This window comes from Actinacidiphila acidipaludis (assembly GCF_019890725.1).
GTDB lineage: Bacteria > Actinomycetota > Actinomycetes > Streptomycetales > Streptomycetaceae > Actinacidiphila > Actinacidiphila acidipaludis.
The window spans coordinates 1-22,672 of record NZ_JAINZZ010000022.1; the positions used below are offsets into that span (position 1 = coordinate 1).

General features: G+C 72.4%; 18 protein-coding genes. 13 read left to right on the forward strand and 5 right to left on the reverse strand.

Going from position 1 to position 22,672, the window contains the following annotated elements; translation table 11 throughout:
- The 9 genes from K7862_RS18590 to K7862_RS18630 form a co-directional block, all read left to right on the forward strand.
- Positions 1–754 (forward strand): cytochrome c oxidase subunit I (locus K7862_RS18590; protein ID WP_222963846.1); only part of this gene is annotated, 754 nt, incomplete at its 5' end.
- Positions 755–796: 42 nt separating this feature from the next.
- On the forward strand, positions 797–1,135 hold the full coding sequence (locus tag K7862_RS18595) for a hypothetical protein (RefSeq protein WP_222963848.1): 339 nt from the start codon (positions 797–799) through the stop codon (positions 1,133–1,135).
- 109 nt (positions 1,136–1,244) lie between these two features.
- Positions 1,245–1,421, forward strand: coding sequence for a hypothetical protein (locus K7862_RS18600; protein WP_222963850.1), 177 nt, complete (start codon positions 1,245–1,247; stop codon positions 1,419–1,421).
- A gap of 333 nt (positions 1,422–1,754) precedes the next feature.
- Positions 1,755–1,958 carry a cold-shock protein gene (locus K7862_RS18605; protein WP_222963852.1) on the forward strand — a complete coding sequence of 68 codons (204 nt, stop codon included), beginning with the start codon at positions 1,755–1,757 and terminating at the stop codon, positions 1,956–1,958.
- A gap of 164 nt (positions 1,959–2,122) precedes the next feature.
- Positions 2,123–3,166, forward strand: coding sequence for an ABC transporter substrate-binding protein (locus K7862_RS18610; RefSeq protein WP_222963854.1), 1,044 nt, complete (start codon positions 2,123–2,125; stop codon positions 3,164–3,166).
- 5 nt (positions 3,167–3,171) lie between these two features.
- On the forward strand, positions 3,172–4,185 hold the full coding sequence (locus K7862_RS18615) for a FecCD family ABC transporter permease (protein WP_222963856.1): 1,014 nt from the start codon (positions 3,172–3,174) through the stop codon (positions 4,183–4,185).
- Positions 4,182–5,279, forward strand: a complete 1,098-nt coding sequence (locus K7862_RS18620) for a FecCD family ABC transporter permease (protein WP_222963858.1) — start codon at positions 4,182–4,184, stop codon at positions 5,277–5,279. Before K7862_RS18615 ends, K7862_RS18620 begins: the two co-directional genes overlap by 4 nt.
- Positions 5,276–6,085, forward strand: a complete 810-nt coding sequence (locus K7862_RS18625) for an ABC transporter ATP-binding protein (RefSeq protein ID WP_222963860.1) — start codon at positions 5,276–5,278, stop codon at positions 6,083–6,085. Before K7862_RS18620 ends, K7862_RS18625 begins: the two co-directional genes overlap by 4 nt.
- A gap of 89 nt (positions 6,086–6,174) precedes the next feature.
- A complete protein-coding gene (locus K7862_RS18630; protein ID WP_222963862.1) occupies positions 6,175–7,830 on the forward strand; it encodes a RecQ family ATP-dependent DNA helicase in 1,656 nt (551 codons plus the stop codon).
- Between the two features lie 69 nt (positions 7,831–7,899).
- Here K7862_RS18630 and K7862_RS18635 read toward each other — a convergent pair whose 3' ends face one another.
- The 4 genes from K7862_RS18635 to lanKC form a co-directional block, all read right to left on the reverse strand.
- Positions 7,900–9,972 carry a hypothetical protein gene (locus tag K7862_RS18635; protein WP_222963864.1) on the reverse strand — a complete coding sequence of 691 codons (2,073 nt, stop codon included), beginning with the start codon at positions 9,970–9,972 and terminating at the stop codon, positions 7,900–7,902.
- 232 nt (positions 9,973–10,204) lie between these two features.
- Complete coding sequence (locus K7862_RS18640) at positions 10,205–12,046, reverse strand: ABC transporter ATP-binding protein (RefSeq protein ID WP_222963866.1); 1,842 nt, start codon at positions 12,044–12,046, stop codon at positions 10,205–10,207.
- A gap of 120 nt (positions 12,047–12,166) precedes the next feature.
- Positions 12,167–12,304: a SapB/AmfS family lanthipeptide gene (locus tag K7862_RS18645; protein WP_222963868.1), complete on the reverse strand. Its 138-nt coding sequence runs from the start codon at positions 12,302–12,304 to the stop codon at positions 12,167–12,169.
- 98 nt (positions 12,305–12,402) lie between these two features.
- The gene (gene lanKC, locus K7862_RS18650; protein WP_222963870.1) at positions 12,403–15,006 is read right to left on the reverse strand and encodes a class III lanthionine synthetase LanKC; all 2,604 of its coding nucleotides are present in this window, start codon (positions 15,004–15,006) and stop codon (positions 12,403–12,405) included.
- Between the two features lie 898 nt (positions 15,007–15,904).
- On the opposite strand from lanKC, the gene K7862_RS18655 reads away from it, so the two are divergent.
- The 4 genes from K7862_RS18655 to K7862_RS18670 all read left to right on the forward strand — a co-directional run bounded on the left by K7862_RS18655 (position 15,905) and on the right by K7862_RS18670 (position 17,993).
- A complete protein-coding gene (locus K7862_RS18655) occupies positions 15,905–16,354 on the forward strand; it encodes an SRPBCC domain-containing protein (RefSeq protein ID WP_222963872.1) in 450 nt (149 codons plus the stop codon).
- Positions 16,351–16,692, forward strand: coding sequence for an ArsR/SmtB family transcription factor (locus K7862_RS18660; RefSeq protein WP_222963874.1), 342 nt, complete (start codon positions 16,351–16,353; stop codon positions 16,690–16,692). Before K7862_RS18655 ends, K7862_RS18660 begins: the two co-directional genes overlap by 4 nt.
- Positions 16,693–16,751: 59 nt before the next feature.
- Positions 16,752–17,564, forward strand: coding sequence for an SDR family NAD(P)-dependent oxidoreductase (locus tag K7862_RS18665; RefSeq protein ID WP_262413403.1), 813 nt, complete (start codon positions 16,752–16,754; stop codon positions 17,562–17,564).
- Positions 17,565–17,813: 249 nt separating this feature from the next.
- Positions 17,814–17,993 carry a hypothetical protein gene (locus tag K7862_RS18670; protein WP_222963876.1) on the forward strand — a complete coding sequence of 60 codons (180 nt, stop codon included), beginning with the start codon at positions 17,814–17,816 and terminating at the stop codon, positions 17,991–17,993.
- 132 nt (positions 17,994–18,125) lie between these two features.
- Here K7862_RS18670 and K7862_RS18675 read toward each other — a convergent pair whose 3' ends face one another.
- Complete coding sequence (locus K7862_RS18675; RefSeq protein WP_222964014.1) at positions 18,126–22,187, reverse strand: carboxypeptidase regulatory-like domain-containing protein; 4,062 nt, start codon at positions 22,185–22,187, stop codon at positions 18,126–18,128.
- Positions 22,188–22,672: the final 485 nt, after the last annotated feature.

Here is a 22,672-nt window from a genome sequence, read left to right on the forward strand (position 1 = left end):
CCCCTGGTTCTCCTTCATGAGCTTCCTGATCGCGGTACCGACCGGGGTGAAGTTCTTCAACTGGATCGGCACCATGTGGAAGGGCAGTCTGAGTTTCGAGACCCCGATGCTGTGGTCCGTCGGATTTCTCGTCACCTTCCTGTTCGGTGGTCTGACCGGTGTGATCCTGGCGGCGCCGCCGCTGGACTTCCACGTCTCGGACTCGTACTTCGTCGTCGCGCACTTCCACTACGTGGTCTTCGGCACCGTCGTCTTCGCGATGTTCGCCGGCTTCCACTTCTGGTGGCCGAAGATGACCGGCAAGATGCTCGACGAGCGGCTCGGCAAGATCACGTTCTGGACGCTGTTCGTCGGCTTCCACGGCACGTTCCTGGTGCAGCACTGGCTGGGGGTCGAGGGCATGCCCCGCCGCTACGCCGACTACCTGGCCGCGGACGGCTTCACCACCCTGAACACCGTCTCGAGCATCTCGTCCTTCCTGCTCGGCCTGTCGATGCTGCCGTTCCTCTACAACGTCTGGAAGACCGCCAAGTACGGCAAGAAGATCGAGGTCGACGACCCCTGGGGCTACGGCCGTTCGCTGGAGTGGGCGACCTCCTGCCCGCCGCCGCGGCACAACTTCCTCACGCTGCCGCGCATCCGCTCCGAATCGCCGGCGTTCGACCTGCACCACCCCGACATCGCGCACATCGACGCGATCACGAACCGTCTCGAGGAGTCGAAGACCATCGCTCCCGGTGACAAACAACAGTGAACGACTTCGATCGAGGACCACGCGAGGAGCGGGGGCACACCCATGCGGCGGGACAAGGACAACGAGCGGGGGCTTCGGCAGGTCGAGGGGTTCCTCATGTGGCACGCGGAGGTCGCCCAGGCGCAGCGTGACGCCACCGCGTTCACCGAACGGCTGCCGTGGCTGACGACCGCACAGCGCGAGGAGGTCGAGCGCGTCTATGTCGACGACCGCACGGCCGCCTCACGGGTGATGCTCCAGCGGATCTGCGACCGCGCCGTCGAACTGCGCGCCGAGTACGCCGCCAACTACCTTCGGATGAAGGCGCGTTGTGTGGCGGCCACGGCGACCGTCGCGGGCCTCGTCGTCGGGGCCGACGCCTTCGTGCTGCTCGTGAGGTGACGGCCGGTGCTGGGGAGGGGGCGCGCGCGCCCCGCCCCGCTTCGACGACACCGGATCGGACAGTCGACGGTTACGTCATGAAGCCGCACTCGTCGGGCAGCATGAGGGCATGACGACATCGAAGGTGGTTCTCGCCGCCCAGCGGTACGAAGAAGCCGAGCAGGCCCGGCAGGCCGCCGCGGACGATCTGAAGGCGGAGAGCGCGGCGGCCCTGGCCAGCGGCGAGGGCGAGGAAGAGGTGGCGGACGCGATCGGCCGGTCCCTGGACGACGTCAAGGAGCTCTGACCGGGCGCCTGTCGTCCAGCGGATCCGGGATCACCCGGGTGGCGGTACCGCGCTGTTCTGCGGCGGATGACGCTGTGTGGACTGCCAGGTCAGGGCCCCTGGACCCGCCCTGGCAGGGTAAAGACGACATATCCCGTTTCCCGGGCTTCCGTAACGGATCTGTGCTAATCTCCCGAAAGTTGCAGTTTTGGTACCCGTGAATGCTGTGTGCGCCTGACGGGATGTGACCTTCGGGCGCATTTTTCTTTGTCCGGCCGCCGGATGGGGTCAATGCGGCGACGCCGGGCCGTGCGGCCCGAGACCCGGGAAACACCTTTATCGCAGGAGAACGAGATGGCGACCGGCACAGTGAAGTGGTTCAACGCGGAAAAGGGCTTCGGCTTCATCGAGCAGGACGGCGGCGGCGCGGACGTCTTCGCCCACTACTCGAACATCGTGGCCGAGGGCTACCGTGAGCTGCAGGAGGGCCAGAAGGTCACGTTCGACGTCACGCAGGGCCGCAAGGGCCCGCAGGCGGAGAACATCGTCCTGGCCTGAACCGCGACGCGTTCTCAGGACCGGGTCCGCCCTCCGGGCGGGCCCGGTCCTTCGCTGTCGGAGGCCGGTTCTCGCGGACCCGCCGGAGGAGGGGGAGCGGAGATCGCATAAGGTAAGGCTCACCTAACCTGTTCATGGTGAACCAGACCTCAGGGAGTTCTGTCATGCCCCTTCGGCGCCGTGCCTCAGCCGCCGTCGCTGTCGCCATCGCCGCCGCGCTGAGCCTCGCGGCCTGCGGTGCGTCCAACAGCAGCGGGAAGGAGGGTTCGGGCAGCTCCGCGGCCAAGGACTCCACGTCGGTCGCCCAGGGCGGCAAGGACTTCGGCGACGCGGTCGCGAAGACCGCGGCCCTGGGCACGGACGCCAAGCCGGGGCAGTGGCCGCGCACCATCAAGCACGCCATGGGCAGCACCGTGATCAAGGCGCAGCCCGAGCGCGTGGTGGTCCTGGACGTCGGCGAACTCGACAACGTCGTCTCACTCGGCGTCAAGCCGGTCGGTCTCGCCGTCACCGAGGGCTCGCCGAAGCTGCCGTCGTACCTCAAGGGCCAGGCGGGCGACCCCGCGAGCGTGGGCACGATCAACAGCCTCGACCTGGAGGCGATCAACAACCTCAAGCCCGATCTCATCCTCGGCAGCCGGCTGCGTGCCGCCGACTCCTACGACGAGCTGTCGAAGATCGCCCCGACGGTCTTCTCGATCCGTCCCGGCTTCACGTGGAAGCAGAACTACCTGCTCAACGCGGCCGCGCTCGACAAGACCGCGCAGGCGAAGGCGAACCTCGCCGCGTACGAGACGCGGGCCAAGGCCCTGGGGGCCCGGCTCGGCGCGGACAAGCCGACCGTCTCGATGGTCCGCTACATGCCCGAGGGCAAGGTCCGCCTGTACGCCAACGACTCCTTCATCGGCACCATCCTGAAGGACGTGGGCATCCCGCGGCCGAAGAACCAGGACATCAGCGACCTCGCCGCCGAGATCAGCGCCGAGAACATCGACCAGGCCGACGCCGACTACATCTTCACCGGCGTCTACGGCGACCCCAAGGCCACCGACGAGTCCAAGGCGCAGGGCAACCCCCTGTGGAAGAACCTCAAGGCGGTCAAGGACGGCCACGCGCACGACGTCCCCGACGAGACCTGGTACCTCGGCCTCGGCGTCACCGCCGCCGACTCGGTCCTCGACGACCTGACGAAGTACCTGACGGCCTGACGCGGATGACGCGAACGACGCGACCCACCCGGAGCCGCATCGCCTGGCTGGCCGGATGCGCGGTGCTGCTCGCACTCGCGGTCCTGCTCAGCCTGGCGGTGGGCAGCCGGCAGATCGCCCCCACCGAGGTCATGAGGGCCCTGCTGCACGGCGGCACCAGCAACGACGCCGAGGTCGTGCGGTCGCTGCGCGTGCCCAGGACCGTCATCGGCATCCTCGCCGGCGCCGCCCTCGCCGTCGCCGGCACCGTCATGCAGGGCATCACCCGCAACCCGATCGCCGAGCCCGGCATCCTCGGCGTCAGCCAGGGGGCCTCGGCAGGGGTGGTGTGCGCGATCGCCTTCTGCGGCGTGCACACCCTCACCGGATACGTCTGGTTCGCGTTCGCCGGCGCCGCGCTCGCGTGCGTCGCCGTGTACGTGGTCGCCGCCGGCGGCCACCGGGGCGCCTCCCCGGTGAAACTGGCCCTGTCCGGTGCGGCGATGAACGCCTTCCTCGCCTCGGTGGTCTCCGGGATCGCCACCACCGACGCCCACGCGCTCGACGAGTTCAGGTTCTGGCAGGTCGGCTCGATCAGCGGACGCGGTACCGACGTCATCGGAGAGATCTGGCCCTTCGTGCTGGCCGGACTGCTGCTGGCCGGCCTGCTCGCCAAGGGCCTGGACGCCCTGGCGCTCGGCGACGACGCCGCACGGGGCCTGGGCCACGACGCGGCCCGGCTGCGGGTGCTCGGCGCCGTCGGCGCGACCGTCCTCACCGGCGCGGCGGTGGCCGCGGTCGGCCCGATCGCGTTCACCGGACTTGCCGTCCCGCACATCGCCCGGGCGCTGGTCGGCTCGGCGCACCGCTGGGTGCTGCCGGTCGCCGCGCTGCTCGGCCCGGTGATGATCCTGCTCTCCGACGTGATCGGCCGGGTCGTCTTTCCGCCCTCGGAGGTGCCGGTGGCCGTGATGACCGCGCTGCTGGGCGTGCCCTTCCTCATCGCGCTGGTACGGCGCAGGACGGTGGTCGCGTCGTGACCCGTACCGAGAGCGCCGCCGCGGACACCGCGTCCGCGCGCACGGCGACGCGCCCGGCCGGGTACGCCGTCGCGCGGATCGGCGGCGCCAGCTTCCTGGTGCACCGCCGGGCGGTGGCCGTCGCCGGCCTGCTCACCGTGCTGCTCGCCGCCGCCGTGGTGCTGTACCTGTGCGTCGGGGATTCCTTCGTGTCACCCGTGCAGGTGATCGACGTCCTGCTCGGGCGGCCCAGCCCGGACGAGTTGGTCGTCGGGACCCTGCGCCTGCCCCGGCTCGTCGTCGGGCTGCTCGCCGGGGCCGCCTTCGGCGTCGCGGGGGCGCTCGTCCAGACCGTCGCCCGCAACCCACTGGCCAGCCCCGACGTCATCGGCGTCACCCACGGCGCGGGCGCGGCCACCGTCGCCGCCATGAGCTTCGGGCTGGTCGGGCACACCACCCTCCCGTACGTGTCGGTGGCCGGCGGGCTGGGGGCGGGACTGCTGGTGTACGCGTTCGCCTGGCGGCGCGGACTGCACGCCTCCCGCTTCGTGCTGGTGGGCATCGGCGTGTCCATCGCCCTGGGCTCGCTGACCCAGCTGTTCCTCACCAAGGGCGACTACCTCGTCGCCCAGCAGGCCAAGGTGTGGCTGACCGGCTCGCTCAACAGCCGCGGCTACGACCAGGCGGCGCCGCTGGCGCTCGTCCTGCTCGTGGCCGTGCCCGCGGTGCTCTGGGCGGCCTGGGCGCAGCGCGGTGCGTCCTTCGACGACGACACCGCGGTCGCCCTCGGCATCCGGCTGGACCGCATGCGGCTCGGCCTCACCCTGATCGGGGTCGTCCTGGCGTCGGTCGCCACCGGCGCGACCGGACCCGTCGACTTCGTCGCCCTGCTGGCGCCGCAGATCGCCCGCCGTCTGACCCGCACCGCGCAGATCCCGCTGCTGTCCTCGGCGCTGACCGGCGCCCTGGTGGTCGTCGTCGCGGACCTGCTCGCCCGCCGCCTGTTCTCGCCCGTCGAACTCCCCGTCGGCGTGCTCACGGCCGCGGTGGGCGCCCCCTACCTGATGTGGCTGATCGCCCGCACCCGCAGCCGTTCCGGAGGCAGCACCTCATGAGCCCCACCAGTCGACTCACCGCCCAGGCGCTCACGCTGGCCTACGAGGACCGCGTCGTCGTCGACGGCCTGGACCTGGAGATCCCGGACGGGCGGGTCACCGTGATCGTCGGCCCCAACGCGTGCGGCAAGTCCACCCTGCTGCGGGCGCTCGGGCGGTTGCTCAAACCGCGCTCCGGCACGGTCCTGCTCGACGGCGCCGAGCTGGCCCGGCTGCCCGGCCGGGACATCGCGCGCACCATCGGTGTCCTGCCGCAGAGCCCCACGCCGCCGGACGGCATCACCGTCGCCGACCTCGTCGCCCGCGGCCGCCAGCCGCACCAGAAGTGGTGGCAACAGTGGTCGGAGGCCGACGAGCGGGCCGTCGCCGCGGCCCTGGAGCACACCGGCACCGCCGACCTCGCCGACCGCCCGGTCGACGAGCTGTCCGGCGGCCAGCGCCAGCGGGTGTGGATCGCCATGGCGCTGGCCCAGGACACCGAGCTGCTGCTGCTGGACGAGCCCACCACCTACCTCGACATCGCCCACCAGGTGGAGGTGCTGGACCTGGTCCGCCGCCTCAACCACGACCGCCGCCGAACGGTCGTGGCCGTGCTGCACGACCTCAACCAGGCGGCCCGCTACGCCGACCACCTCATCGCCATGAAGGCCGGCCGCGTCGTGGCGCAGGGGCGCCCCGCCGACGTCGTCACCGCCGACCTGGTCCGCGAGGTCTTCGGTCTGACCTCCGTCGTCGTCTCCGACCCCGTGACCGGCAGCCCGCTGGTCGTGCCCGGCATCCCCTGGCAGCCCGCCGCCGCGGACTGACGCGCTGATTCCGGACGGTCCCGCGCGGCGCCGGCCCCGCGCGGCGGCTGGACAGGACACGCGCCGACCCGCGGGTAAAATGTGGTCGTATGTCCGAAACGACGCTCGTGCCGTCCGAGGTGGCCCGCGCCCTGTTCGGCTTCAGCCTGCGGCCGTCACAGGAACAGGCCGCCCGCGCCGTCACCGAGGGCCGCGACACGCTCGCCGTACTGCCGACCGGCAGCGGCAAGAGCGCGATCTACCAGGTCGCGGGCATCGCGCGCGGCGGCCTCACCGTCGTCGTGTCCCCCCTCATCGCCCTGCAGCGGGACCAGATCCGGTCGATCGACGGACGCCGCCTCGGTGACCGGACCGTCCAGGCGGCGCTGCTGAACTCCGCCCAGCGGGTCCGGGAACGCAAGGACACCCTCGACCGGCTCGCCCGGGGCGACCTCGACTTCCTCCTCGTCGGCCCGGAACAGCTCACCAACTCCGAGGCCAGGGCGGCGATCCGCGACGGCGCCCGCCCCGTCGGCCTGTTCACCGTCGACGAGGCGCACCTGGTGAGCGAATGGGGCCAGGAGTTCCGCCCCGAGTACCTCCGACTGGCCGACGCGCTGGACGAGTTCGGCAGGCCTCCGGTCCTCGCCCTGACCGCGACCGCCGCCCCGCCCGTCCAGGCCGACATCACCCGCGGCCTCGGCATGCGCTCCCCGCAGGTCGTGGTCGCCGACTTCGACCGCCCCAACATCTCGCTGGCCATGCGGCTCACCCAGCCGGAACGTCCCGAGGCGCGGGCCGTGGACGACCGTTGCGTCGACGTCGTCATCGAGCACGAGACGCCCGCGCTGGTGTACGCGCTCACCCACGCCCGCTGCGAGAGCCTGGCCGAACGGCTCCGGCAGGACGCCTTCCGCGCCGCCGCCTACCACGGCGGCATGGCCGCCCGTGCCAGGGCCGACATCCAGGACGACTTCTTCGCCGGCCGCCTCGATGTCGTGGTCGCCACCAGCGCGTTCGGGCTCGGCATCGACAAGTCCGACATCCGCAGCGTCGTGCACGCGGGGGTGCCCGCGAGCATCGACGACTACTACCAGGAGATCGGCCGGGCCGGCCGGGACGGGGAGCCGGCCGCCGCCGTGCTGGTCCACGACGCCCGCACCATCCGCATCCCCCGCAGCCTCGCCGCCCGCACCCACCTGGGCGAGGCCACCCTGCACAGCGTGGTGGACGCCATCGAGAACGCGGGCTGCCACATCGCCCTCGCGGACCTCGTCCGGGACGCCGGGGTACCCGCCCACGCCGTGGACCGCGTGGTCAACGAACTGGCCGAACTCGGCTTCCTCGGCCTCAGCGGATCAGGACGTCACCGCGTCGTGGAGCCGCAGCGCCACCTGCCCCGCCCCGCCGACCTGACGGATCAGCTCGTCGCGCACGACAAGCGGCGGCAGGCCGTTCTGGCGAGCAAACTCCAGGCCGCCCGCGCCTACGCGGAGAGCACCCACTGCCGACGGGCCGAGCTGCTCGCCTACTTCGGCGAGACCTACCCCCCGCCCTGCGGCAACTGCGACAACGACGAGACCCGCGAGGAGGAGCCGGCGCCCACCCCGTCGATCATCGGCGCCACCCCCGTACGCCACCGGCTGTGGGGCAACGGCCGGCTCATGAGCCAGGACGACCACGAGGTCCTGGTCTACTTCGACAGCGTCGGCTACAAGCACCTCACCGCGTCCACCCTGAAGTCCGGGATCCTCGAACGGTGTTGAGCCCGGTGGGCACCCGCGGTCCGGCGGCCGTGTCGGGACCGCCGGACCGGTGGGGCGACACGTTCCGGCTCAACCGCAGCCGACTCCGTAGGAGTTGCTGCCCGAGGCGGCGCCCGGCGTGGTGGAGACGGTCAGACCGACGTACGGGTGGGCCTTGTCCACGGTGAAGGTCAGCTTGTCGGTGTACGTGTAGGTCTGCGCGCCCTTCGGGAACTGGGCGGTCTGCGGACCGTTCACCATGACCGCGCCCTGCGGCGAGCGGCCTGCGCTGCGCCACCACCTCAGGTGCAGCGTGCCGGCGGCCGTCCCGTCGTACCGCACCACCACCGTCGCCGTGGCCGTCCGCTTCTTGCCGGACGTGCAGCTGAAGCCGGTCACCGCGACCGAGGAGACCTGCGGGCTGCTCGGTTCCGCGGTCGTCGGCGTGACGGTGGGGGCCGTGGCGCTCGGCGACGCGGGCGGCACGGACGCCGGGGTGGTGCCGGTCGGCGTGGCCGGTGCGATCGTCGTCGTGGTCCTGACCCGCGCGTGCGTCGGCGAGGCGGAGGGACTGCTGCTCGCCGGCGCGGTGGTGACGGGGGCCGCGGGAGTTGTCGATCCGGCCGTGGCGGGCGTGGTCGCCGCGGCGGTGCTGCTCGACGGGCCCGGGTTCGCCGCGGCGCTGGTCTTGTCGTTGCCGGACGCGACGGCGGTGATGGCGACCACCACCACGGCGACGACGGCTGCCGCCGCGACCGCCACGATCTTCGCCCGCCGCCCGAAGCGCGGCGGCCGGCCGCCACCGCCCGCCTCCGTCCCGCCGGGCGCCGTCCCGCCGCCTCCTTCGGGGACGGCGAGGGCGGAGCCGGGACCGAGGGTTCCCTTGGCGACGTCCGCAGGCGGGGCGGCGTCAAGGGGCTGAGCCGGGGTGGCGCCCCCCTCCGGAGTGGCCTCCCCGGCGGGGATGGCACTCGCGGATGCTGCCGCGGCTTCGGGGGCGGCCGGGGCGGCGGTGTTCGGGGCGGTCTTCGGGGCGGTCTTGGCCGGGGCTTTGGTGGACTTGGCCGTCCTGGCGGACTTCGCGGCCTTGCCCGTCCCCGCGGCCGACGTCGTCGTGGCGGCGGGAGCGTCCGGGCCCGGCTGGGTGTCGGTCTGAGCTGTCTGTCCGTTCTGCGCGGCCTGGGCGGATCCAGCGGCCCGGGCGTTCTGCGCGGACGTCCCGGCGGCCGCGGCGCCCGCTGCCGTGCGCTTGGCCGCGGTGGTCCTCCTGGCCGCGGCCTTGGTGGTCTTCGCGGCCTTGACCGGCGACGTGCCCGCGCCGGCGGCCGCGTTGGCGCCGGCCTGGGCGTCCTGGGCGGAGGGAGCCGTGGCGCCCGCCGCGGCAGCGGTACCGGCTGCGGCCGCGGTGGTGCGCTTGCCCGGGGTGGTCTTCCTGGCGATGATCTTCCTCGCCGCAGGAGCGTCCTTGGCCGACTTCGCTCCTGCCTGCGGCTGCTTCGCGGCAGTGGCAGGGGAGTTGTCCTGGGCCGGAGCCTGGGGCTGTTCGGGCGTGGCGGCCGCAGCGGTGCCTTCGGCGGCTGCCGGTGCGGCGTCCGCGTCGGCGCCTTCGGCGGTCACGGCCCGCGCCGTCGCCCTCGCGTCCACTGTCGCTTCCACCGCGGGTGCGGCTGCCGTTGCCGGCGTCCCGGCGGCCGCGGCGCCCTTCGCCGGCGTGGCCTCGACGGTGCCGGCCGTGGCGGGCGGCTCGGCGGTGGGGGAGTCGGCCTCGGCTGGGGCGCTCTCGGCTGCGGCCGCTGCTCCGGTCGTGGCCGCCTTGGCCGGTGCGCGCCTGGCCGCCGTCGTCTTCCTGGCGGGAGCGGCCTTGGCTGTCGAGGAGGCCCTGGCCGCAGGCGTCTTCGCACTCGTCTTCGCAGTCGTCTTGGTGGCCGGAGTGCGCTTGCGCGGGGCCGGTGCGGGCGCGATCTCGACGTCCGCCGCCGCGGGCTGCGCGGGCCCGGACTCGCTCCCGGCGGCCGGCTCAGCGGCCGCGGACGTGCCCTCGGCCGTCCTCGTCTCGCCCGCCGAGCCCTGCGCGGGGGTTCCGGCGGACCCTGCGGGGGGCGCGTCGTGCGGCGTCGCGCCGTCGGTGCCGTCGGGTATGCCGGTGCCGTCGATGTCGCTCACGTGATCCTGCCCCTCGCGCCGCCCCATGTCAGGGACTTGTCGGTCGTGTGCCCCCGACCCGTGGTCACGTCGGGTCGCGGGAAGCTCGCCCCCTGCCCGAGGGCGCCGCGGCAACCCTCGAGTCCCCGAGGGGACGGCTGTGAGGATCAAGAGGGTACTGCCTTCCGGCAGTTCGCCCGACCACGGCCCCGTACGGGAGGGCCGTCCCAGGCCGGCGTGGCAGGGGCCGGTGTCAGCGGACGGGGAGGGCCTGGCTGGCGACGAGTTCGCGGTAGGGGAGGCAGCGGCTCAGCAGGGTGTCGTGCTCACCGGCGTCGACCACCGTGCCCTGGCTCATCATGACCACGTGGCGCGCGTGCTGGACGGTGGACAGGCGGTGGGCGACCACGATCACGGCGCGGGTCAGGGCCAGGGTGTCCACGACGGCCCGGAACCGCTGCTCGTTGAGGCCGTCGAGCTGGCTGGTCGGTTCGTCGAGCAGCACGATGCCGGCGTCGGAGAGCAACGCCCGTGCCAGCGCCATGCGTTGCCGCTGGCCGCCGGAGAGGTCGGAAGCGCGGCCCAGCACGGTGTCGAGGCCGTACGGCAGCCGCGCGACGTCCTCGGTGAGCCCCACCGCGGCCAGCGCCGCGGCCAGTTCGTCGTCGGAGGCGGGACGGGTCCTGCCCAGTTGCAGGTTCTCCCGAGCCGTGGCCTCCAGCAGCGTGAACGCCTGGTCGACGTAGGCGATGCGGGCGCGCAGCGCCTCCAGGGGCCACACGCGGGAGTCGTGGCCGAGCACCCGGATCGAGCCCGCGTCCGGCTGGACGAAACGGTCGATGAGGGCCAGGGCCGTGCTCTTGCCGGCGCCCGACGGGCCCACGACGGCGGTCAGGCCGGTGGGCGCGGTAGTGAACGAGACGTCGCGCAGGGCGGGATGGTCCGACCCGGAGTGCGTGCAGGACACCGAGCGGAACTCCACGGCGGGCGCGCCGGGCACGGGTACGGGCACCGGCCGGTCCGCGTCATGCGGACCGGCTTCCAGCGGGAGCGCGAGCAGGTCGTTGCAGCGGTCCCGCGCGGCCAGACCTCCCTGCAGCCGCCCGAAGCCGGTGGCCAGGGTGCTGACCGACGGCACGGTCTGCAACAGGTAGAGCAGGAAGGCTGCGAACGCCGCCACTTCGAGGTCGCCCGAGGCCAGCCGCGCGCCGCCGGTCAGAATGACGGAGATCATCGCGAACTGGTTGCCGAGCGTCAGGACCGCCGGGACGAGCGTGCTCAGCCGGCCGCCCTGCAGGGCGATCGCGCGCAGCCTGTCCGCGTCCCCGGCCAGCGCGGCCGCGGCGACCGGTTCAGCCCGGTACGCCTTGACCGTCGCGAGTGCCTCAAGACTCGCGGTGAACCGCTGCGCCACCCGTCCCACGGCATCCTGCTGCGCGCCGACGTTGACCTTCATCCGGCGCAGGATCAGCAGGACGAGCACGGACAGCACGGCCAGAGCGAGGACGGTGACGAGCGTGAGGACCCAGTCGATCCACACCATGACGAACAGCGTCGCCACCACCGTCAGCCCGGCCAGCGGCAGTTGGGTCGCCACGTCCACCACCTCGCGCAGCAGCAGCGCGTCCGAGGTGATGCGGGCGGTGAGTTCTCCGGTCCCCTGGGCCCGGACGACCGGCAGCGGCAGCCGCAGCGCGTGCTCCATGATCCGGGTCCGCAGCCGGTACGTCATCCGCTCGCCGATCCGGGCCAGCAGCATGCCCGCGACCGCCTGGGCGAGCGCCCCGCACACGGCCACCACGCACATCAGCGCCACGTCGGTGCCGAGCGCCCGGTGTGCCGAGAAGTCGGTGATGATCCTGCGCACCAGCAGGGGGAGGGCCAGTGTGCCGCCGGTGGCGGCCACCGCGAGCAGCAGGGCGCAGGTCAACCGGGCCGGATCGGCGGTCAGTTCGTGGCGCAGCCGTACCTGGGTCCGGGCGTCCCCGCCGGTGCCGTCCGGCTGAACGGCGGTCCGGGCGGCGGGCTGCGCGGAGGACGCGGAGGCCGCGGAGGACGCAGAGGACTCGGAGGGCGCTGGGGACGCTGAGGACACGGAGGACGGTACGGCCACGGTCGGAGACCTCTCTGGGGGCGGGGGAGTGGCCGGCCGGGGCCGTGGGACGGCCCCGGCCGGCTGCTCGATGCGCTCCGCCCTAGCGGGCGGTGCCTGCGATCAGAGGCACAGCAGGGTGCTGACGGTGCTCACGCCGCAGTTCAGGACGCTCAGAGAGCTGGTGTTCTCCAGGGTCTCGTCGACCGCGGTCTCCTCGGTCTCGGGCAGTTCCATGGTCTGCAGGTCGAGGATCGCCATGACTGTTCTCCTTCGCTGGGTTTTCACTGGGATGGATCACCCGGCCGGTGGCCGGGGGCTTGTGGGGCGCGGTCGCGCCGGGGCTGGGGCCGGGCCTGTCAGCCGATGAGGGAGGATGCGCGGGGCACGGTGGTGCGTGCCCCGGTCCAGGGCAGGAAGGGCGTTCCGGCCAGCGCCGTCCCGAGGGCGAGCAGCACCCCGGCGGAGCCGGTCGCCAAGTCGGCCGACAGGCGCAGCAGTTGGTCGCCGGGGAAGGCCAGTCGGCCCTCGTACGAGATCTGGTGCAGGGCCAGCCGGGTCCGGTGCCGTCGCAGCATCACGGCGGCCCGTGCGGGACCGTCCGCGGCGCCGTCGTGCCGGGTCAGTGCGAGGTAACCCAGCAGTCCGGCCCGCCCGTTGAACAGGCCGGGCTGGATGACGAACTCCGGTTCCGCGGCCCGGCGCAGCGCGTCCCGGTGCCGGGCGAGTTCGCTGCCGGGACGATGGGCGAGCAGTGCGTCCAGCGCCAGGCCGATCCCGGCGCTGCCGGTCTCCACGTACGGCAGGACGCGGCGGCCGTCGACGACCTGGAGGGTGCCGTCGGCGACGCTGGCGCAGCGGTCGACGTCCAGGCCGAGAAGGGCTTCGGCCCGGTCCAGCAGGCGGATGTCGCCGCCGTGCTCGTACAGCCGGATCAGGGCCAGCGCCGCACCGGACGCGCCCGCCAGCAGTCCGGCCCTGCGTCCGGCGTCGCCCGGGCCGGCCTTCTCCAGGGTGTCGGCCGCCGACACGGCGAGCGACAGGGCGCGGTCGGCCGTCGCGGTGTCACCGGTGACGCCGGCGAAGTGGAGCAGGGCCAGGGCGATGCCCGGCGTGCCGGTGCCCAGCGTGGTGTCGGCGTGGTCGTCCGGCGCCTTGGACAGCCGCCGCACCAGGGCGAGAGCGGTCTCGTGCTCACCGAGCAGGTCCAGGACGTAGGCCACGCCGTGCCCGCCGTGATAGAGACCCGGCACCGTGGAGCGGGCCTCGGCCGCGTCGGCGAGCCAGCGCACATGCGCCGGATCGACCTCCGCGCCCGTCACGTGCAGGGCGTACAGGACGCCGGCCGCGCCGTGGGCCAGGCCCAGGCCGCCGTGCGCGAACTGGGCGACGTCGCCGGGAAAGAGCCGGTCCGAGCGGCCGGGGGTGGCGGTGGCCGCGATGCCGGCGGCCAGCGAGTCCCGGATGGCGGGCCAGTCGGGCTCACGCGCGGTCAGCAGGGCGTTGAGCTCGGCCCGGCGGCGGCCGATGGCGGGCCCCCGCGTGCGCCCGTCGCCCTCGGAGTGCCCGAGCAGCGCACGGATGTCGTCGGCGTAGCCGGGAGGCACGGGGAAGCGGCGCTCCAGGAAGTCCGCCAGCTCGCCGGCCTTGCCCGGGTCGAGGGCGGTGAGCTGCGGCAGTGGCAGGAACAGCCAGAGGCGGATCGCGGCGAGCGCGTAGCGGTCGACGTCGGTGCCGGAGTACCCGCGGGGCGCGCTGAATCCGGCGGCTCCCAGGGCGGGACGGAGGAACTCCTCGGTGGTACTGGCCAGTTCGAAGTCGATGAAGCAGATCTCACCGTCGGGCCGCACGATCAGGTTCCTCGGGTGCAGGTCGCCGAAGACCACCCCGCGGGCGTGGATGGCGTCGAGCGTGCTCTCTATTCGCCGCACCACGTCCAGCGCCTCGCGGCAGTACTCCGCCACGACCGACTCGTCGGCGCCGGGGTGGATCAGCGGGTAGCGTGCGGTCAGCCACTGACTGAGCGACGTGCCCTCGACGTACTCCTGCACCAGGAACTCGTGCTCCCACGCCGTCAGCAGACCGTGCTCGGCGGGGACGCCGGGCACACCGGCGAGGCGGGTCAGGACGGCGTGCTCGTTGCGCAGCCGGGTCACGGCGTCGACCCCGCGCTGGTCCAGACCCGCGTGCGGCCGGGCCTCCTTGAGCACGACCCGCGGTCCGCCGGCGGGATCGGCCGCCAGGTACACGCCACCGGCGTTGGAGAAGTGCAGCACCCGCTCGACGGCGTAGGGCAGCCCGGTTTCCCGGGGCTTCGCGCGATCGGCGACGGCGGCGGCGATGTGGCCGGGGACCGGCGCCCAGGGCGGCACGGAGAAGCCGGGCCCGCGGACGTCGGGGACCAGCGTGCCGTCCGGCCGCCGCAGCGCCAGCACGCGGTCGCCGGCGTCGTTGCGGCAGTACTGCTCGGCGAACCCCCCGTAGCGCAGGTACAGCGGACCGTCGGCCCAGCGCAGGTCGCTGAGGATGTACGGCCCCCGCCGGCCTTTCAGCAGACCGCCGAGCCCCTCGAGACATCGCTCCAGCTCCTGGTCGTCCACCGGGTAGACCGTGCAGAACTTCCCGCTGGCCTGGCGGGCCGCGTACTTGGAGTTCTGCACTTGGAGGATGGGCAGCCCGCGCAGGAACTTGAAGGTGATGCGCTCGCGCAGGCAGTAGGCCCAGACCGTCTCCAGCACCGCCTCGGCGTCCTCGGCGCACGCGGACACGTGGATCTTCCAGCCCTGCGCCGGCAGTTGGACCTCCAGGGGCCGCACGATCGACCAGATCTCCGCCTCGCTGCGCTCCCAGCCGTCGGGCAGGGGCCGGGACACCGCGGCGAACTCCTCGTGCGCGCCCCAGCGCCGGGGCGTGTCGTAGAAGTGCGGGTCGGCGTAGGCATAGGCCTCGTACCGGTTGTCCAACGGAAACCCTCCTCGGACGGCGGCGGCGCGGTGCGGCGGGCGGAACTCGGCATGCGGAATTCCCTGGTCGGGTGTCGCGAAGCGGTCCCGGCCGACCGATTCCCGTCGGCCTTGCGGAAATCCGCGATGCGAACATCCGAAATATGACCGGCCCTCGAAGGCGCCTGCAACGGCGCTACGGAGCCCAGTCGTTCGGGGGTATCGCGCGCCGGCGCCCTCAGGTCGGGAGAGGGCGCACGATACGAATGGAAGTGCGCCGGGTCGGCTGAACGCGCCCGTTCCGCGCCTCCCCTCTCGGGTACACGCCCCGGTGCGCGCCGGGTGGGCAACCGTGCCCTTCGTCGCTCCTGCCTGCGGCTTCGTGATGAGCCGGTGTGCGTGACGCCGCCCGGTGGGCGGTGGGCGGGGCGCGGCCTCGGGACGCGATGGCGGCGAACCGGCGGCGTGACCGGGCCGGCCGGCCACCCGAGGCGTTCTTGACAGAACAGCGCCGGTGATCCCCGGAACGCGTTCCGGTCAGTGTCCGGCTGAATTCCGGTCAGTTGCAGCTCGAACGAATAGGGCGGAGGTGGACGGGGAGTGCCGCATTCCGGCGATGGCATTACGCCAATCGTCGGGTGTCCGCTGTCGTATACGACTCCGAGAGAGGACCAGGAATTCCTCGGATCATTTGACGCGTGGTGAGGCATTGGCCTTCGCGGCATCGTTGCCCCTTTTCCCGGGGCCATTTCGCGCCGGGGGGTGGATTCCCGCTCCCGCCGCTGCCTCGACCCGGGCCGGTCGTCGGGCGGCGCCTGCCGCCCAGTCCGAGCGATCCTTGCGCAACCCGAGGTTGCGGAACGTGGAGGTGACGGCTAGCGTCATGCGCAACCACTGGTTGCCTATGCGGAGGCGTGTGATGGAGTTCGGAAAGCTGGAGCGGGAGATCCGCATCGACGCGGCGCCGGAGATCGTGTTCGACGTGGTGAGCCGTCCCGAGCACCTCAGGATGTGGTGGCCCGACGAGGCGTCCTTCGCACCCGAGCCGGGCGCGGTCGGCGAACTGGCGTGGAACGGCCATGCGGCGGTCGAGGCCATCACGGTGGTCGAGGTGGACCCGCCCCGGAAGTTCTCACTGCGCTGGCTCGCTCCCCAGGGACAGGCGCCCGGCGACGGCAATTCCCTGCTGGTCACCTTCGAACTCGAACCCTCCGGGGACGGCACGATCCTGCGGCTGACGGAGAGCGGCTGGCGGGAGAAGGGCTGGGAGGCCGCCGTCCTCGAAGAGACCTTCCACGACCACGAGCGCGGCTGGGACCTGTTCCTGCCCCGGCTGCGGAGCTACGCCCCCTCGGTGGTGGCCCGATGACCGTCACCGTGGACGACGAACTGTGGTCGGCGATCGGCGACCCGGTCAGGCGCCAACTGCTCGACCTGCTGCTCGCGGACGGTTCCGGCACACCGACCAGCCTGAGCGATCGTCTCCCGATCACCCGGCAGGCCGTCACCAAGCAGCTGGGCGTCCTCGACCGCGCCGGCCTGGTGCACGCCACGCCGATCGGACGTGAGCGGCGGTACGAGGTCGACGAGGACCAACTCGCCCGCGCGGTCCGGCAGCTGAACGACGTCGGCCGGTCCTGGGACGCACGGCTGCACCGCATCAAGCGCATCGCGGAGCAGATCCAGCGCGGGCAACTCGACGACTGAGCACGAGAACCAGGCCCGCGGCGACGTCAGGCGGACCATCCATCAGTGAGAGGACAGGTATGAGCGGGCTGTTGCTCGACGGCAGGACAGCGGTGATCCACGGAGGCGGCGGTGCGATCGGGGGAGCGGTCGCACGGGTCTTCGCCCGCGAGGGCGCGTGGGTCTTCATCGTCGGACGGACGCAGGCGAAGCTCGACGTTGTGGCGCGGGACATCGCCGCCGCCGGCGGAGTCGTGGAGACCGCGCGGGTCGACGTCCTCGACCAGCCGGCGGTCGAGAAGCACGCGGCCGAGGTCGCGGCGGCGTGCGGCGGCATCGACATCGCCCTGAACGCCGTCAGCGTCCCGCACGACCAGGGGACCCTGCTGGCGGATCTGACGCTGGAGGAGTTCATGCGGCCGATCGACGGCTTCCTGCGGGCGCTGTTCGTCACCACCAAGGCGGTCGCCCGGCACATGGGCGGTGAACGCGGCGGTGTCGTCCTGACGTTGTCCGAGCCGGGATCCAAGCTGGCGGTGGGCGGCATCCTGGGGCACAGCGTGAGCGCGGCCGGCAAGGAGGCCTTCGCCCGGGTGCTGGCCGCCGAGCTGGCGCCCCGGAACATCCGGGTGGTCGGCATCCGCCCGCACGCCGTGGTCGACGCGCCCGCCGCCGGTTCCTACACCCGGGAGCTCTTCGGGCAGATCGCGGCAGCGGCCGGCGAGTCCGTCCAGGACATGCTCGACGGCGGAGGGATGGCGCAGGGGACGCTGCTCAAACGGCTGCCCACGCTCAGCGAGGTCGCCGAGACCGCCGCGTTCCTGGCGTCGGACCGGGCGGGAGCGATGACCGGCACGATCGCCAACCTGTCGGCGGGCGCGCTCGTCGACTGATCCCCGGCCGCCCGCGGACGCGCTCCCGCGCCTGCACGAGACGCCGTCGGCACACCTGACCGACGACGGCGTCTGGTTCGGCTCTCGCGCCCGGCTCATCACCGCTCGCCGTGGATGACAGGGTCGCGTTCCGCAACGGGGCCTGCCGTGAGGGGACTTCGGCCGGCAGGGCGCAGTGACAGCGTTGTGACGGTAGGCGGACCGCGCGGGAACAGCCCCGGTGTTGCGGGGCCCCTAGACTCCCTGGCCATGACCAACGGGGACCGCGCACTCACCGACCTTGCCTACCGCACCCACCATCACAGCTACACGCACAGCCACGGCACCGGGTCCGGCGGCCTCGGCGGCACCGGCCTGATCGTCCTGCTGGCCGTCGTCGCCGTGGTCCTGCTGGTCGTCTACGCGGTCAAGCGCTCCAGCGGCGACTGAGAAGGCAAGGACCGGACCGCGACGCCCGGCTGCCGGGAGGAGCCGGAAACACGGAAGGGCGGGCCGGTCCCCCACTGACCGGCCCGCCCGGGAGCGGGCGCACCCCGCGAGAAGGTGCGCCCGTCCCGTCCGCTACTTCCGCTTGAGCGTGAAGTCGGTGATGACCGCGACTCCCTTCTTGATCTTCACCGTGGCCACGGTCGGCTGGTAGCCGTCCTTGGCGACGATGACCGTCAGCGGGTTGTTGCGGGTGTCCAGCCACAGCGCGTACGTGCCGTCGGACCCGGTCGTCAGCGTGTACGTCGACGCCCAGCTGTCGACCTGGACGGTGGCCCCGGCCAGCGGCGCGGTGCCGCCGGTCGAGGTCACGCCGAGGACGGTGCCGTTCATCTTGCCCCACGTCTTCGGAGGGTTGACGTGCAGCGTCACCGGGATCGGCGCCAGCTGGTACGGGGTGTCGCTGCCCGCGGTGATCTGCGCGGTGAAGTCACCGGGCTGGGTGACCTCGGGAACCGAGGCGTCCAGCGTGACGGTGACCGTCGAGCTCGCGCCGGGCTGCAGCGTGAGCGCCTGAGTGCTCTCGCCCAGCCACGTGACGTCGGCCGAACCCTCCTGCGCGTAACCGGGCAGCAGCTCCACCTTCGTGATCGGCGAGCCGGGGGCGTCGCCGCCGCCGACCTTGTAGAAGCCGGCCGCGCCGCCGCCCCGGTAGGTCGGGACGTTGGCGTTCGGCAGGGCGCCCCACGTGCCGGACTGCGGGTCGAAGGCGTAGGTGCGGTTGGTCAGGGCGTTCTGGCTGACGCCGCTGGAGAGTAGCAGCAGCCCGTTCGCGGAGGTGTACGACGCGGCCCACTGGGTGGTCGGCATGTCCGCGATCGGCGACCAGGCGTCGCTGCCCGGGTCGTAGACGTAGGAGTGGATGACGTCGGTGCTGCCGTTCAGACCACCGGCGCAGTAGAGCTGGCCGTTGATGCCGGCGCAGGACTCCCAGGAGATGGGCTCCGGGTACGCGGCGATCGCGGTCCAGCTGTCGGTGGACGGGTCGTAGGCGCTGGCGTCCGTGGTGCCGCAGGACGTGGCGCCGCAGCCGCCGATCATGTAGAGCTTGCCGTCGAGCACCGCGGTGCCCGAGCCCGCGTACGGCTTGGGTGCGGAGGTGCCGGTGCTCCACGCGTCGCTGGCGGGGTCGTAGATCTCCAGCTTGGCGTCCGGGTTGCCGGACGCGCCCCAGCCGCCGACGGCGTAGAACTTGCCGTCGATGAAGCCGTGGGCCGGGGCTTCCCGGGTGTCGGCCGCCGACGCCAGCTTGGTCCAGCTGCCGGCCGTCGGGTCGAGGACGTAGAGGTCCTTGCTGTCGGCGGAGCCGGTGTAGCCGAAGGCGGAGTAGACCTTGCCGTCATAGGTGCCGACGGCGTTGTCCATGATGGCGTTCGGGTAGTCCGGGGCGGTCTGCCATGCGTCGTCCGACGGTCCCGCGGCCGGCTTCGTGGTGCCGTCGGCCGGGTGGGCCTTGCTGGACAGCGGGGAGTAGGAGCCCTTGACCGTCTGGAGCGGGGCACCCTGCGCCTGGATCTTGAAGCCGCCTGAGCGCTCGCCCAGCTTGAGCGTGGCGGGGGCGCCGCCGGTGTTCTTCACGGTGAGCTGCTGCGAGGTCTTCCCGCCCCAGCCGACGGTGGCGTCGACCGAGCCCGGGGTGACCTTGAGCTGACCGGCCTTGAGGTTGAAGTCCCCCTCGACGGCGCTGTCCGCGGCCACCTTCACCGTCTTGGCGGTGGTGGCGTAGTGGGACTTGGCGGCGTCGAAGGCGTGGCTGCCGAAGGTGGTGGAGAACAGGGAGTAGTAGCCGTCCCCGATGTTCGGGTCGTCGGGCGTGGCGACGGTGGTGGCGGTCTGGGCGGCGTCGTCCTCGGCGGTGACCTTGGCGCCGACGACACCGGCGGAGGTGTTGGCGTCGGTCACGGTGCCGACGACCAGGCCGCCGGGGATCGTGGTCAGGTCGCGGTTGCCGACGAAGACGTTGTCGACGGACCACCACCAGCCGAAGTGGGACTGGAAGCGGAACCGGACCTGGACGGCGGACTTGCCGGCGAAGTCGGAGAGCGGGACTTCGATCCGGGCGGGGCCGGGGACGCCGGAGGTGGTGGACCAGACCTGGGTCCACGTGGCGCCGCCGTCGGAGGTGGCGTCGACCTCGGCGGTCTGGTTGTTGAACGCGGTGTAGTCGGTGTTGAAGGCGACCTCGGGCGCGTCCTTGTCGGTGAAGTCGTAGACCGGGCTGACCAGGGAGGTGTCCTGGGTGGCCGCGCCGCCGAAGTGGTCGCTGTCGGCCACGGCGAACGCGCCGTCACCGCCGGTCCGGTTGCCGCGGGAGCCCGGGTCGTCGAACTCCCAGCCGCCGGTGGTGCCGTCGGCGTTCACCACGCTCCAGCCCGTGGGCGGCGCGTCGGTGGCGTCGAACGTCTCGGTGGTGCCGGTCAGGTGCTGGCTGTACCCGCGGGCGGTGCCCGCCCACCGGTCGACCGGCACGGAGATGTTCAGGCTGCTCGCGCTGTCACCGACCGTCACGGTCTTGGTGACGGACTGGTAGCCGGGGTCGTTCGCGGCCACGTGCAGGGTGTAGTCGTGCCCCTGCGGCAGCGACATGGAGTACGCGCCGGTGGCGGGGTCGGTCCACACCGAGCCGGGGACGCCGTCCGCGGTGATCTTGGCGTAGAGCGGCCAGCCGTGGCCGGAGCCGTCGGTGACCTTGCCGGAGACGGTCTGGCTCGGCACCGAGGTCAGGCTGTAGTTCTTCGTGAGCGTCGCCCCGTCGGCGACGGCCACACCCGAGTCGGTCGCGGTGGCGTAACCGAAGGCGTCCACGGTCACGTCGTAGGTGCCGACCGGGACCGTCAGGTCGTAGGCGCCGGAGGCGTTGGTGTGCGCCACGTCGGTGCCGACGCTGACGGTGGCGCCCGAGATCGCCTTGCCGGTGGCGGAGTCGGTGACGGTACCGGTCACCTCACCGTGCGGGCCGCTGCGGAAGGCCGCCAGGCCGCTGGGCGTGCCCAGGCCGGTCGGTCCGTCGTAGCCGGTGCCGCCGGTGCACAGGTAGCCAGGGGTGCACGAGCCGTTGGAGCCCGTGGTGATGTCGTTGATCCCCGAAGCCGAGGCGTACGGGTACGAGTTGGGGTACGTGCCCGCCACCGGGGTGCCGGCGTCGGCGTACACGCTCGCGATGATCGGCGACGACACGCTCGTGCCGCCGTAGACCGACCAGCCGCCGGCGCCGTAGGTCTGGTAGACCGCGACGCCCTCGGCCACCGCGGAGACGTCCGCGAGTGCGCGGTTGGCGCAGCCGGTGTCCTTCTGGAAGGCCGGCTTGGGCTCGTACAGGGAGCAGCCCGAACCGGCGTCGCTCCAGGCCGACTCGGTCCAGCCGCGGGCCGTGCCCGAGTCGCGGGTCAGCGTGGTGCCGCCGACCGCGGTGACGTACTGCGAGGCGGCGGGGTAGCCGACGCCGTATCCGTAGTCGCCGGTGGAGACGGTCACCGCGACGCCCGGGTGGTTGTAGTAGGCGTCGAAGGCGGTGGTCTCGGACGGGTCCTCGCCGTTGCCGCCGCGGTAGTCGCTGCCGTAGGAGTTCGAGACGAACTTGGCGCCCAGGGCGACGGCCTCGTTCACCGACGAGCCCAGGTTGTCGAAGCTGTTGTCGTCGGCCTCGACCAGCAGGATGTGGGCGTAGGGCGCGACCGCGGACACCATGTCCAGGTCGAGCGAGATCTCACCGGACCAGCCCGGGTCGGGGGACGGGTAGCTGGTTCCGCCGTGCTGGTCGACCTTGCTGAAGCAGCCGTTGGCGGTGGTGCAGGCCGGCAGCCCGTACTGGTCGCGGTAGACCGCGAGGTCCGCCTCGGCGTTCGGGTCGTCGAAGGCGTCGACGATGGCGACGGTCTGCCCGGCGCCGCCGTCCGTCGGCAGGGCGTAGGCGCTCTGCAGGTCGGTCGCGCCCCAGCCGTTGGGGGTGACGGCTGCCGGGGTGACGCCCTTGCTCGCCTTCACGTCGGTGCGCCGCAGCGCGTAGCAGGTGAACTCGTTCTTGCCGGGCACGGAGCAGGAGGGCTCCAGCAGCGGGTGTCCGTCGGTGGCGGCGGCCGGGGTCGTGCCGGACGGCGCGGTGGCCCCGGCCGGTGCCTGGATTCCCAGGACCGCCAGCGCGGTGGCACTGGCGACGGCCAGGCCGGCGAAGATCGTCCGCCGGAGAGGTGGTCTGGTTCTCGTGGAATTGCGCAACGTGTGACTCCATGCGTTCTTGCAGGGGTCGACCCGTGTACGGCTCTGGGGGCGACGGTGAATGCACGTGCAATCACCGGGGGTTAATTAGCGAATCCTGTTCAGCTCATGTCAACGGTCGCGGTTTGTGACAGACGCGCACTCGGTGTGACGGAAGGGAGAGACAGGTGTGGCGGAAGGAAGAGGAATGATGGGGGTTTCTGGGGGATTGCGGAGTGAACACACAACCCCTACTCATGAGTTGACGCATCAGAGACCCCGTTGGTTCCCGCCTGTCCGGCTCGGGGCGTGAACACGTCACGGCGGCAAGCCGCCAGCGGCCCGCATTGACCGGTGATTCACGCCAGTTGGACCTTTGTGCTGGTCAGTCCGCCTCCTCGGGCTCCAACCGTCCCGCGTCCCTCTCC